Source organism: Prevotella sp. oral taxon 306 str. F0472 (assembly GCF_000257925.1).
GTDB lineage: Bacteria > Bacteroidota > Bacteroidia > Bacteroidales > Bacteroidaceae > Prevotella > Prevotella vespertina.
On the sequence record NZ_AJIN01000067.1, the window covers coordinates 70,685 to 84,384 of the forward strand.

The window sequence follows — 13,700 nt, forward strand, 5'->3', positions numbered from 1 at the left end:
ATGCAATTAAACAAACTTTCTATCATAAACTATAAGAATATAGAAGCAGCCACCTTAAACTTGTCGGCAAAGCTTAATTGTTTCATAGGGCATAATGGTGAGGGTAAAACCAACCTATTGGATGCTGTTTATTACTTATCCTTTTGCAGGAGTGCCTTTAATCCGAAGGACTCTGAAGTGATGCGTCATGAGGCCGATTACTTCGTATTGGAAGGTGATTACACCACTGATAATGAAGACAAAGAACAGGTTTATTGTGGTATGAAACGTGGCTCGAAGAAGCATTTCAAACGTAATAAAAAGGAATATAAACGCCTCTCGATGCACATCGGTTTGGTTCCTCTTATATTCGTTTCACCAGCTGATGCAACCTTAATAGATGGTGGAAGTGAAGAACGAAGAAGGCTTATGGATGTTGTTATCTCTCAATATGATACACCTTACATAGAAGACCTTAACAGATACAATAAAGCTTTACAACAACGTAACAAACTCTTAAAACAAGAGGAGGAGCCTGATGTAACACTCATGGAATTGCTTGAAATGCAAATGGCAGAGTATGGGGAAGCTATTTATAAGAAGCGAGCTGCATTTGTGGAAGAGCTTACTCCTGTATTTCAACGCATTTATCAAACGATATGTGAGAACCGAGAAAAGGTATCATTAGAGTACGTTTCGCATTGCCAACGTGGCTCATTATTAGATGTTATACAGCGTGATCGAGCAAAGGATCGCATTATGGGCTATTCACTACATGGTGTGCATAAGGATGATTTGGTAATGAAGTTAGGAGATTATCCTATTCGAAGAGAGGGTAGTCAAGGGCAAAATAAGACTTATGTGTTAGCTTTAAAATTGGCACAATTTGACTTCTTACGTCGTACATCAGGAAATAATACACCTTTATTATTGCTTGATGACATCTTTGATAAGCTTGATAGCAGCAGGGTGGAGCAAATTGTTCGCTTGGTTTCAGGCGACGATTTCGGTCAGATATTCATCACTGATACCAATCGTGACCACCTTGATAAGATTCTTCATGGAAGTAGTTTTAGTTATAAATTATTCTCCGTTGAAGGGGGAGAAATAAAAGAGAAGAAGGAATAAAGCTATGTTTAGACGGAAAGTACAGACTTTGGACACCTTACTTAATCAGGTCTTAAGGAAGGAAGGACTCGAAGCACCTCTCTTACAAAAACGCCTTATCGATGCATGGGAGGAGGTTGCGGGTAAGACTGTCGCACGTTATACACAAGAGAAATTCATACGCAATCAAACCTTATTCGTGAAGATTATCAACCCAGCCTTACGTGCTGATCTTAGTATGATGCAGTCAGAACTGGTGAAGAAACTCAACGCAGCAGTTGGTTCTATGATTATTACAGAAGTGAGGTTCTACTAGTCTACATTGGAAATGGATATTTGTTGCTTTCAAGGTGTCATCCTTTAATAATCATGTAAAGCCTATTGATTCATATCAATAAATGCAACTTCTTAAAGAAAAAACGTCGATTTATTTTGTTGTGTACGCAAACAATTGTACCTTTGCATCGTCAAAAGAAATAAAATAGATTGTTTAGGTTAGTAATAATAGATTTAGGTTTTTAGTTATTTAGTATTAAGGTAGAGCAAAAGAGATTGTTCAGGATTATAGTTGATAGGTTTAGTTAAGGTAATAAATAAGATTGATTAAAGGATAACAACGACGCAAGATGATTGGGTGACGCCGTGAGGCGGCAACCCAAAAGTCAAGCTCAATCACTCATTGAAAGGTGAGTAGGTAAAGGGTGTAACAATTATTTGTTACACCCTTTACCTATACTTACGATTGAGAAGAGCATTCAATGAGATCGTGTTGATGGTAAACACGTATGGTGCTAGGCATAAACACAAGTGCGATAAAGTAACATGAATATGCTCAATTTAGGACTAGATAAATAGAAATATACGTTGGGTGCAAATTAAGAGCTTTATTTTTGCTGTCATCCCTGTCACACCATTTACATTCATAAGGTGTTGATTATAAAACAATTGTTACATATATTAAAAGTGACAACAACCACTTTTAAAACTATATTGGGCTTTTTAGAGAACAATAGGAGCTGAATCTACTATGAGAAAAACAAAGAAGAAATAATTAATAATTGCTTTTTTTCTTGTAAATTTGTAGAGCTTTAATTTGAGATAGGATATCTATGTCCAATGAAGTGAACAAAAGTTTAATCCGATACATATTATATAATAAGACAATGATGACTGATCAGACACACAAGAAACTAATGCAAATTAAACAATCCTTCCGCCTATTGATGAATGGTGTAGCATCACAATCAATGCGTGAGAAAGGACTATCATATAAAATAAACTGGGGCGTACCAGTACCGGAACTACAAAAGATGGCTCTGGAATATGGTAAGGATTATGAGCTTGCCATTGAACTTTGGAAAGAAGATATACGTGAGTGTCAAGTACTAGCAACGCTAATTATGCCCGCAGAACGTATGTCGGAAGATTTAGTAGACGTATGGATGGAGCGCTTACGCACACAAGAAATGGCAGAACTATTGGCTTTCAACCTTCTTCAACACCTCAACTTTGCTCCAGCTTTGGCTTATCAATGGATAGCATCAGACAAGGATATGTATCAACTCTGTGGTTATCAATTATTAGCAAGACTATTTGCAAAGGGTATGGAACCAAATGAGAGAGGTATTAATGAGTTCCTCGATCAAGTTCATACAACTCTTGCTGGAGAAAACATAGCACTGAAACACGCTGCATTTAATTGTGTTTTAAGTTTCTGCGAATTAGGTAATGAGATGGAGATGATAGCAAAGAAGGCACTAGCTGACCTTGATATTCTTTGATATATCATATAACTTTAATAAAAAAGAGAGCCGACACATTAATTAATGTATCGGCTCTTAAACTTATTATCATCAACCAGCTCACTATAATGTAGCGGTATATGACTATTTACTTGATTTCTTCCTCCTTTACTCTTGCTAGTCAAGATTAATCTTCTTAGAGACAATTAAAACCTCTGCAAGTAGTGCTGCAACGATTGTTACAATACCAAATGTTAACATAATATTTTCCTTTCTTCTTTGTGCAGAAGCCCCTTTGGCTCTGCTGTTATTACTTATTTTAACTCGAAATTCACTGCAAAGGTACGACAATTAGCCTACATATTGGTATAATATTACTTGATTTATAGATTTAATCCAGCATTATTGATTTTAATCAATATGATTGACAATCATCAAAAATATAATCTTGGCCGATAAAAAATGAGGTTTGTTTATTGCTAATTGATTGAAAGAGTGTATCTTTGCAGCACGTTGTGTTTAAGATAACAAATAGATTATGGACAAGCTTATTGCAATGAACAAGGAATTCGATAGCAGCATGGATGCTCGTTTCCTACAGATTCAGAATGCACGTCGTGAGGCTCTTGCTCGTAAGATTAAACGTAGCTAATAGAGTCTAGACATGTGCTTTGGGCATTACAGAAGCAGGTTTGAAGTTAATGTAATTGCCAACAAGATTAAGGTAGAATATTACAAACAGAAAGAAAGAAGACCTTATTGAATTCGCTTCAATAAGGTCTTCTTTTGTTTTATTATTATATAAATAAGGTGGAGAGAACTTAAAAGTCATCTTCTTCTCCAACTTCTTCTGCTTGTATTTCCAGCTCTTCAGGATTCGTATCGAATGTTGTACGATAACTTTCTTCCGTCAATTTATCATCGTCAAAGTCGTCATCATCCTCTTCATCTGATGATTTTATATCCTTTGACAAGTCCTCATCTTCATCATAATTATCAAATTCCTCCTCATCACTCTCTAGCTCGTCTGCTTGAGAGAACTTAATGTGATTAACAGCTGCCATAGGCTTTTCTTTTGCAAAGATAGCCTCAGTCCATGAGCCCTTTGATATTTCCAATACTTCAAAACCATCGGCAGTCTTTTTATCATACAGACCTCCTGGCTTCTTTAAACGATCAGTAGGAAGGGTAGTTGTACTAATATCAAATCCACTTTGAATTATGTCTTGTACACTTTGAGGGAGACTTTCCCAACCACCACCAAAATTACGTTCTAACACCTCAATGAGCTTTTGGGCAGATATATGATGTATGTTCTCCCATGTCAAATCAGTGATGCGAAGGATTGGTTTCTTCTTCAATGCCCACTTCACAACAGTACCTTCATCAAGTCTTATCGTACCTACTTGACAGCCACGAGCCTCATACTTCTTTATAACTTCAGGCTTATCTACCTTTACCTCTTCTATCGTGAAGGCGCTTTTAAGCACGTCAATATAGTGATGCTCGTTATCCTTTAAGTCTGCATCACGTTCTGCTTGCGCCCAAAGGCGGAAGACATCGCTTTCCTGAATGTCCCAAACATTACTCTTCGTAAGATTCTTTAATGATAATGATTGTCCTTGTCGCTTCATATATATGTTACTCTATCAATTTGTTTTTTTGGCATATCTGCATGGATAAAAGCCCTTCAGACGGATTGCAAAAGTATAGACTTAAACGTAAATCTCCAAACTTTTCACGAAAAAAAACCATCTCCAATATAAAAAAGTATATACTATTTCATTGCTTGTAAGCAAAGAAGAAAAATGAGAAGAGGGGTAGGAGAGAAGAAGAAAGCAAAAATCCTGATTCCACTCACATGGAATCAGGATGGACTGTAAGCTTCTGGTCATATTTTATTAATCGTCATAAAACCAGAACAAGTGTGTTATCCTTTACCTTTAAAAAAACTAACCTGTATATCTTAAAGCGTGATTAGCAATAACTACTTGCGCTTTTCTTGCTACTACACAGCCTTTGTTTATATCACATTTAAACAGACTGACTAACTTTGTCCTTATATCTGTTGTATTTGAATTTATCCTTATTTATCTTTCTTTAATCAGTTTATATCATTCATTCGTACACATAATTCCGAAGTAAAGTAACCTTTGAACCGGCTGCAAAGATAATCATCATCATTCATATAAACAAGTATTTACTATTAAAATAAGCGTAATTTTACTCTTTCTTAAACCTTTCTTTCATTGACCCTGTATATTGGATATAAAAGAGGGGAGATTTTAGCGTTATATAAGTCATTAATTGTTAGATAATTTCTTAATACTTTCTCTAAGGCAACCATATGTGCTTAAACTAAGAATTAAAAGCACTCCACATAGCTTACAAAGGTCTTTTTGGTTAATTATCATTAATTATCCTCATTGTTTAAATACTTATTTGTATCTTTAAAACAAAACTTTTATAAGCTTAAAACTGAAACTAAAAGCATGATAAATATACACGCTAACAATAATTTTAAAGACCCTTTAGAATGTGACACAGTGACGAGGATTGGTCTTGATAAGGCTGGTGCAAAGTTCTCAATATCAGTTTTGCACAAATCACCATTCCTTTCGATGGAAGGTAGAACACCGCCACTTCCATCTCAGTTTACACATATTGACGTTGTGAGGCAAGGATCATTTAAAATACAGTTAAACAACAATGAATATGTTTGTAATGCTGGCGATCTCTTGTTTGTGAACTGGGGAGCAGTCATGGTCAATGTTTCCACCTCTGAAGATATAGTCTTGGAAAGAATCGCCATACGCAAGGATTACCTTAAAGCTGTCTTTTCTGCATCTCTACCTAAGCTGTTCTTATCACCTGGAGAGATCTTTATTTGGCAATTAACAAAGCTCAACTTCAACATTTGGCATAGTTATTTTGTATTGTTACATGAGTTGTCTTCTTGTGAAGCATTGGATACAAAGGTAATAGATGCACTCTTTTTATCGTTAATGCAATTTGTTTATCATTTCTACAAGTCCTATCAAGAAGCTGAAATGAAGTATAAGCCGCGAACAAAGCGACTTACAGAAGCATTCGTACACCTTATTAGTAAGTATTCAAAGAAGGAACATGAGATTATGTTCTATGCGGATAACTTATGTGTAACTCCGCATTATCTCGGTGTTATTATCAAATCGGAAACAGGAGAAACAGCCCGTGAATGGATTGAAAATTCACTCACTGTCTCTATGCAAGTAGCCCTTAGAAATTCAAATAAAACGCTTAAACAACTTGCAGCCTCATTCAATTTCTCTTCAAGCAGTGCCTTTTGTAAGTTCTTTAAACGTAGAACTGGACTTACACCAAACGAATACCGTAACAAGAAGTAATACCTCTCATAATTCAAGAAGGTACATCTTAACAGTAATGACAGTTATGATAAATAGGGAAAGGAAAGACTCTCCTTTAATGCTTTAAGGTTGTCATTGTTGATGAGGAAAGGCTGTTATGTGAAAAAGAAAGTGTAACTTTGTAGAGAACTTAATGATACTATCAGTTAAAAATGATATTTTTCTCTGAAGAAGATGGCACTTATCGAAGGGAAATGATACCTTTACAAAGTATAAAGAAGGCATTTACCGAAGGGAAATGATACCTTCATTAAGTATAAAAAAGGCATTTATCAAAGAAAGATGATGTATTTAAAAATATGACGAAAACGTTTTCACAAATCAAGAAGATTAATTTTCAAAAGGAAATAATTAGGCTTTTAGAAACGAAGAAATTGGTATCCTGGATACAGGTTAATAGTCCGACAAATAAGAAAAGATACTTAGCAATGAGAATAATTGCTACTTGTCTTTGCATGATGTTATCGTTTTCTACAAACTTGTATGCTGATAACATTACCCCTACAGAGGCTCTTAACATCGCAAAGCGTTATGTCAATGTAGACAAAAAGACCCAACGTAAGATTCTTACACGGAGCTCTTCAGCCGTCACCTCAAGTCTACCATATAAACAAGCAAGTACACCTTATTATATATATAACGACTCCAAGGGCAAAGGATTCGTAATTGTTGCAGGCAACGATGCCATGGGGCAAGTGTTAGCATATAGCCATGAAGGAAGCATGGATACAACACGCTTGAATCCAGAAGTAGCCTATCTTCTCCATGAATACCGCCAGGTTTACAAAGAACTTAATAATAATTCAAAACTTTCTACGGCTGCATCTTCATCCCAGACAACTAGTTCAAAAGATGAAGTCAAGCCTCTCCTCCACTCTCATTGGAGCCAAGAATCACCTTATAATAAGTACACTCGCTATTATACGGGATGCGTTGCAACCGCCATGGCACAGCTGATGTTCTATCATCAGTGGCCTGTTACTGGCAGCGGACAACATACCTATACAACAACAGTTGACCAACAGCAACATTCTGCGGACTTCTCTAAATCAGTCTATCAGTGGGACTTAATGGACAATGACTATCGTTATGGACACTACAACGAAGCGCAAGCCAATGCTGTTGCTCACCTAATGAGTGATGTTGGTGTATCGGTTAATATGCAATATTCCAATAGTGGAAGTAGTGCTCAAAATGGTAGTGCGTTGAATGCACTTCGTACGTATTTTAATTATGACGCAACAATGATTGCCAAGGGAGATGAGGGCATTGCGCAATTCACCGAGATAATTAAGAATGAGTTACGCAATGGTTTTCCTCTTTATATATCAGGCAATCCTGGAGGTGGCAGAAGCGGTCATGCATGGGTAGCCGACGGCTTTGATCGTAATGACTTGATACACATGAACTTTGGTTGGGGTGGTCAGGCGGATGGCTATTATTCGTTAAGAGCCTTAAACATAAGCTCTTCTGGCAAGGAATTTAATGGTAATGCGTTGAGTTTCGGGAAGCAATTAATCATCATCCTAGCCCATCCGAATAAAGCAGGAGTGGCTAAGATTGACTACAAATTGCGTGAGGAAGCACCTAACATAGCCTTCAATAACGAAGCTGATCTGCACTTTATAGGCGGTGAACCAACCACTTTAGAACAGAAGAAGATAGCCTATAAGAACTTTACAAATCAAAGTTCTATACCATTCCAAGGCGATTTTGGAGTTGGTATCTATGATGAACAAGGACAGACAATAGCTGTTTTTCCATCAGATAGTCATAGCAAAGGTGGTTATACTCAGGAGTATTTTAAGATGAATGAAGGTAAGATTGTATCTGGAGGACTCGTCTTTCAAGATGTCACCTTCACGATGGATTTAAGTAGACTTCACGATGGTGTCTACTCCCTCTCACCTATTGTCTGTGCTCGAAAAGACAATGGAGAATGGGGCGAATGGGTGATGATAAAGAAGGCTCCACGCTATGTTTTCGAGGTTAAAGGGGCTAATATCACTTATCGTGAAAAGCCTTCTTTGGACGCTTCCTTCCAGTTTGCTTCATTGCCAACTACCGATGGTGAGGTGCAAGCGGGCAGCGACTTTAGACTACATCTTGCCATTCGTAAGCTATGTGCTAAGCCTTTCGATGGTAAGATACAACTAGATTTCTTAAACGATAAAGACCAATCAGTTTATACGCATACTACTAAGAGTGTCGACTTTGATGACTTTGCAACAACCCGTTTAAACCTACTTCTTTCACTTCCAGATAACCTCCTCCCAGGGCATTACCGACTGCGTGCAACCATAACAAGCGACTATAGTGATGAGACTTGTATAGTAGGTGATGTGAATCAAATAGAGCCTTGTTACATTGATGTCATAAAGATTGACCGCCCTCAGGAACTCCTTTCTAATGCGATTGGATTTGTACAGAACAATGCACAAGAGTCCATCGAGAGTTCTAATATAGATGTTCGTCGAGAAGGACTCATTAAAGTTGGATGCCTTATTTACGCCAAGGAGGATGCGAAGTACAATGGTTCTGTCATATTAACTCTTATAGATAACGAAACTAAAGAGCATATTCCGCTATCGACTTACCCGAATAGTATCAATCTAGCGAACGCCTCGGATGGTGTTACCATCATGAGTGGATGGCTGAAAGACAAGGACTTAAAGCTCATCAATCATCGGCAATATCGATTAGCCCTCATCGCTAATATAGATGATAAGGAGATAGATTTATGGCCAAGAAAGGCTTCTCCCCTACTCGTCTCCATCGTCAATGGATCTTACATTCCAACTCCTGATGGCATTGATGAATTACATTCTAAAGAGCAAATAAGCTATTTCAATGGACTATTAGAGGTAACACATAGTGGTTTAAAACACGTTGATATCTATACGATTAATGGGCAACTCGTTCGCCATCAAGCGATTAATGAGAGAGATAGAGTTGCTATTCCACTAGCTCCATCAGCCTATATTATAAAGGTGACTACCGATAAAGGAAGTTTCACGAAGAAGTTAATTTGCCATTAATTAATGATTCCCAACCAATGTCTCAAAGCTATTTAGTAACTTTGCATATCAAACAATAAGCATAATGGAAACGACAGAATTACAATATCCTAACGAAGAGAAGTTTAAGAATAACTTGGTAAGCTATCTGCAAGAACATGGTCTTGTGGATGAGATGTTACCAGATGCTATTGATATTGAAGGGAAATGGCTGGAGATTGCCCAGGCGTATTTACCAGACGGAACAAGGGAGTTTTCAGCTTATCCCACAGTCTCCTTAGGCTGGATGATGTATGTTGGTATGGCTGTTGCCAAGTATTGGGATGAAGATTGGGAACTATATAATAAGGTGGAAAACCTCTATACTTATCTTCGTAATCGCATTGATTATGACCACATGGACGACTATATTTGTGAGAAAGTCCTACTTCTCTCAGCCGAAGATCATCAACGGTTAGCAAGTGTTGTAGGCGAATGTGCCGCACGAACAAATAGTCTCCTTCATCATTTAGGATTAGCTCCTGGTAGTCCAGAGGCTTTCCACTCTTATGTAGCAGCACTCCATCAGCTTTACACCATGGGGGCAGCTATGCAATTAAAGACCATGGGCTATCACATGACGAAATTATAAGTTGAAAGCCTCCACACACTCTTCAGAAGAGCAAATAACCATGACTTTGGAATAAAGGAAACGCCTTCTTCAAATGAAAGAAGGCGTTTCTTCATAATGAAAAGAGCCTTTCCTTCTAGCAAGGAAAGGCTCTTCTTGATAGCAGGAAGCAATCTCCTGTCTTTTAAAGAATGATTGTATAGGAAACAAACCATTGTTTACTCCTATACAGAAGATTAATTCTGACCCTTCTTCTGACGCTCTTTCTTGATCTTATCTTGTATCATCTGATAATGCGAAATAGCGTGCTTACGAGCACTGATAATCTGATATCTATAAACGAAACAAGTAGTGAAGAAATAGATAGTAGCCTGTATCCACAACGCTCTCACTTCAGGGAGAATGTCATTAATAGTACCTCCCATTGATGCTATTCGTAGATAGCCACGAACGCCAAAGGTGGACGGAATGATCCAACTGAAGCCCTGCCATATCCCTGGAATACTACTTTGAGGCCAAGAAGCACCTGTTAAGAATAGGAAAGGAATGGACGTAAAGACCACAAGGAGCATGACGTTTTCACGATAGCGAACGAGACATGAGAGGGTCATACCAAAGAAGATCACAGCAAGCAAGTATGGTATTAAGAGCCAAAAGAGGTCAGTTGGGCGTGCTAACATCGTAAAGCTGAAGAAGTGCGGAACTGCCATTGTGACGTAAGCAGCCATCACGCAATAGACCATAAAGTAACAGAACGACTTGCCGAAGACTATTTTTAGGATTCCATCATAGTGCTTTCCGATTGGAACAAGGTCCTGGAAGCGATTGTTCTCACGTGCTGTACCAGCCGATAAGCCTATTCCTAAGAGCAAAGTCTGCTGTAAGATGAGGATTAAAACGCCTGGTAAGATAGCGTTACCATAGCCACCTGTAGTGTTAAAGATGGGTTCTGCGTCAACAATCATGGGTTCCGTGGTCAGCTCCTCATCCCTTTTTGTGAATGAGAAAGAGTGAGTTTTCACTTTGTCAGCCCCCATCTCGAGTGCAACTGCTTGTGCGGTTTGATAGATAGCCTTATAGGTTAACATCAAACTCATATCACAATAGACCCCAACATGCGCTTGCTCCCCCCTATTCAAGGTCTCATCAAAGTTAGACGGAAAGTATAATACGCCGTGAACTGCCTGCTTTCCAACAAGGTTCTTAGCCTCATCTAGACTATTACAATAGTATGCGGCCTTCACATCAGGGGCTGCATCGAAGTCACGAATGAACTCCCTTGAAGAGGCAGTATGCGATAAGTCGACAATAGCGACAGGCACATCACGCACCACCTCATTGTTATAAATCCACGAATAAAGCAGCGGATAAGCAAGAGGAACTAGTAAGAAGAATATTAACACGCCCTCATCTTTCACCGTACTCTTCAATTCTAACCACCAGATATAGCAGATAGATGAAAGGAAGTCAAGCGGTTGCTTGAGTACTTCTCTCAGTGTGGATCTTGTTTTATTATTATTCGACATAAACAATTATCAGCATTTATTCCTTTCAAGCAAAGGATATGTTCAATCAGTTATGGTATATAAACATATTCCAGCATAGCACGTTTCAAGTTCCATAGAACAAGTATGGGAGAGACCGCAAAGGCTACTAGAGCCATCACATTAACCCACGCCTCGACAAGAGGGAAGCCATTGAAGACGCAAAGCTGATAAACCATATAGTAATGACGAAGTGGTATGATCTGTGCCAGAGACTCTATCATTCCATCCATAGCAAAGAGTGGGAAGGTAGCTCCACAGGCTGAGAAACCAACGACAGCCCACAATGAACAAACGCTCATAGACATGCGTAAGGAAGGGATAAGACCAAAGACAAAGACGCCAAAGCCCTGCGATGAGAGGACAGTAAGCACTGCCATTAAGATGATCATGTGCAATCCTCCAGGGTGAGGGAAGTTCAAGTAGCCATAGACATACCACTCATATCCGAGGAAGATAGTTAAGAAGATCAACGTTTGAGGCAGCAGTTTTCCTGTGACAGCAAGCATGATGTTGTTATTAGCTAACTGCATCCATTGGTGCGCCCTACCAAACTTTAACTCTGTTCCTATCGAATAGACGGTAATGAGTAACATAAATAACACGAGGATACCAGGTACCATGATACTCGTTAAATATATGTTATAACTCATCCACGGATTGCCTATCATGTGAACATCTAAGGCTATCGGCTGTATGAACTCCTTAATCTCTTTAGGTGTTTTTCCAAGCATTTGGAGCTTTGCCGCACCCATTGCTGCCGACCCAAGAGCGGTCACTGTCTTCATATCCTTGTATAACATTCCACCTGCAACAAGCGTCACATTACTATAATAAAGAGATACATGTGGTTGGCGTTGAGCGATGAGTTCGGCTGTAGTTCCTGCTGGGATATACAAGAATCCATATATCTCATTGCGTTGAATAGCTTGCCTTGCCTCGGCAACACTATTGTAATGAGCAACTACATGTGTACTTTGAAAGGCATCTAACTGTCGTATTAAAGCACGTGTGGTAGAGGTGTTATCATTGTCAACAACGCCACATGGGAGCTTTTCGGGTTGCCCTTCATGCATTAAGGAAGTGAAGAAGAAGATGGTAACTAATGGGAAAACAACCATACAACAGATGTAGATTGGATTATGAACCATTAATCCCACCTCCCTAGAAGAGAGTGCGAGAAGTCTTTGCACACCCTTACCAAGAGAATTAAAAAACGATTTTATGTTGAATGATAACTTCATTATAAAAAGAAAAAAACTCTTCCTTATTTAATAATCAACGACATACCAGGTTTTAAACCATCGACTTTCTGAACAGGACGAGCCTTCACTTGGAATGTCTTTAGGTCGTATTGTCCACTGCTCTTCGTAGCTTTCCACACAGCGTAAGAACCTTGGTCTTTGAGTGAAGTAACCTGCATTTCAATCTGTTTATCAAGTGCTGGGACAAACACCTTGAACTTAGTTCCAACCTTCATGTCCTTTAATTGATCCTCACGAACATTGAAGGTACCCCATATATCATTGACCATTGAGATGCTCATGATAGGACTACCCAATCCAACGAGTTCGCCAACTTTAGGATAAATTGTCTCTACTTCGCCATCAGCTGTTGCACGTTGAACAGTCTCTTTGAGTACCGAACGAACCACATCAACAGCCGAGTGAGCTGCTTGAGCTTGCTTCTTTGCAGCCAACTTTGCCTCCTCTCGTGCCCCACTCTTGGCTAGTTCCCATTGCGACTTAGCGACTTGTACACCTGCTTGAGTTGCTTCAAAGGCAGCCTTCGCCTCGTCACGCTTCTGTGCACTCATTACTCCCTCGTCGAAGAGTCGTTGCATACGTCCATAGGTCTTTTCGGCTATTCCGTTCGCAGCAATAGCCTGTTGATAAACCTGATAAGCACTTTCAACAGCCTCACGACGTGTTGGAGCCTCGGCTAAAGCACTCAAGGCATCGGTCGCACCAGCGGTTGCTTCAGCCACTTTCTCCTGTGCGTTGGCTTCAGGAATGGCCAGTTTTGCAAGGATATCACCCTTATGAACATGGTCACCTTCCTTTACTAAGAGTTCAGTTACACGTCCCGGTAACTTGCAAGCCACACGATATTCACTCACTTCAACCTCTCCTTGGATAATTTCAGGGCTGCGATCAATCGTGAAATAACCAATCACTGCAACGATGATAACCACACTAACAAAGCCTAAAACAGCTAGAAGGATATTATTATGTTGTGATTTTGCTGACATAAATATTGTTGTTTTAATTTTAAAGAACCTATTTTCACCTTTA

At 39.0% G+C, this 13,700-nt stretch carries 10 protein-coding genes; 6 read left to right on the top strand and 4 right to left on the bottom strand.

The window, feature by feature from the left end:
* The 3 genes from recF to HMPREF9969_RS10550 all read left to right on the top strand — a co-directional run bounded on the left by recF (position 1) and on the right by HMPREF9969_RS10550 (position 2,867).
* Complete coding sequence (gene recF / locus HMPREF9969_RS10540) at positions 1-1,107, top strand: DNA replication/repair protein RecF (protein ID WP_009435773.1); 1,107 nt, start codon at positions 1-3, stop codon at positions 1,105-1,107.
* Between the two features lie 4 nt (positions 1,108-1,111).
* Entirely contained in the window at positions 1,112-1,402 is a 291-nt protein-coding gene (locus tag HMPREF9969_RS10545; RefSeq protein WP_009435895.1) for a DUF721 domain-containing protein, read from the top strand.
* An 850-nt stretch (positions 1,403-2,252) separates the two neighbouring features.
* Entirely contained in the window at positions 2,253-2,867 is a 615-nt protein-coding gene (locus tag HMPREF9969_RS10550) for a DNA alkylation repair protein (RefSeq protein WP_009435872.1), read from the top strand.
* Positions 2,868-3,649: 782 nt separating this feature from the next.
* Here HMPREF9969_RS10550 and HMPREF9969_RS10555 read toward each other — a convergent pair.
* Complete coding sequence (locus HMPREF9969_RS10555) at positions 3,650-4,462, bottom strand: hypothetical protein (RefSeq protein ID WP_009435835.1); 813 nt, start codon at positions 4,460-4,462, stop codon at positions 3,650-3,652.
* 858 nt (positions 4,463-5,320) lie between these two features.
* Here HMPREF9969_RS10555 and HMPREF9969_RS10560 point away from each other — a divergent pair.
* The 3 genes from HMPREF9969_RS10560 (at position 5,321) to HMPREF9969_RS10570 (ending at position 9,883) form a co-directional block, all read left to right on the top strand.
* Complete coding sequence (locus tag HMPREF9969_RS10560) at positions 5,321-6,214, top strand: helix-turn-helix domain-containing protein (protein WP_009435986.1); 894 nt, start codon at positions 5,321-5,323, stop codon at positions 6,212-6,214.
* A 449-nt stretch (positions 6,215-6,663) separates the two neighbouring features.
* Positions 6,664-9,273 (top strand): thiol protease/hemagglutinin PrtT, encoded by a 2,610-nt coding sequence (locus HMPREF9969_RS10565; RefSeq protein ID WP_009435761.1) that lies wholly within the window; start codon positions 6,664-6,666, stop codon positions 9,271-9,273.
* Between the two features lie 64 nt (positions 9,274-9,337).
* Positions 9,338-9,883 carry a hypothetical protein gene (locus HMPREF9969_RS10570; protein ID WP_009435799.1) on the top strand — a complete coding sequence of 182 codons (546 nt, stop codon included), beginning with the start codon at positions 9,338-9,340 and terminating at the stop codon, positions 9,881-9,883.
* A 215-nt stretch (positions 9,884-10,098) separates the two neighbouring features.
* Here the strand turns inward: HMPREF9969_RS10570 and HMPREF9969_RS10575 are convergent, their stop codons facing one another.
* From HMPREF9969_RS10575 to HMPREF9969_RS10585, 3 genes are read right to left on the bottom strand one after another with little or no spacing between them, the layout of a single operon-like run.
* Positions 10,099-11,388, bottom strand: coding sequence for an ABC transporter permease (locus tag HMPREF9969_RS10575; protein WP_009435954.1), 1,290 nt, complete (start codon positions 11,386-11,388; stop codon positions 10,099-10,101).
* Between the two features lie 50 nt (positions 11,389-11,438).
* Positions 11,439-12,650: an ABC transporter permease gene (locus HMPREF9969_RS10580; protein ID WP_009435827.1), complete on the bottom strand. Its 1,212-nt coding sequence runs from the start codon at positions 12,648-12,650 to the stop codon at positions 11,439-11,441.
* Positions 12,651-12,673: 23 nt separating this feature from the next.
* On the bottom strand, positions 12,674-13,657 hold the full coding sequence (locus HMPREF9969_RS10585) for an HlyD family secretion protein (protein WP_009435955.1): 984 nt from the start codon (positions 13,655-13,657) through the stop codon (positions 12,674-12,676).
* Positions 13,658-13,700 lie beyond the last annotated feature (43 nt).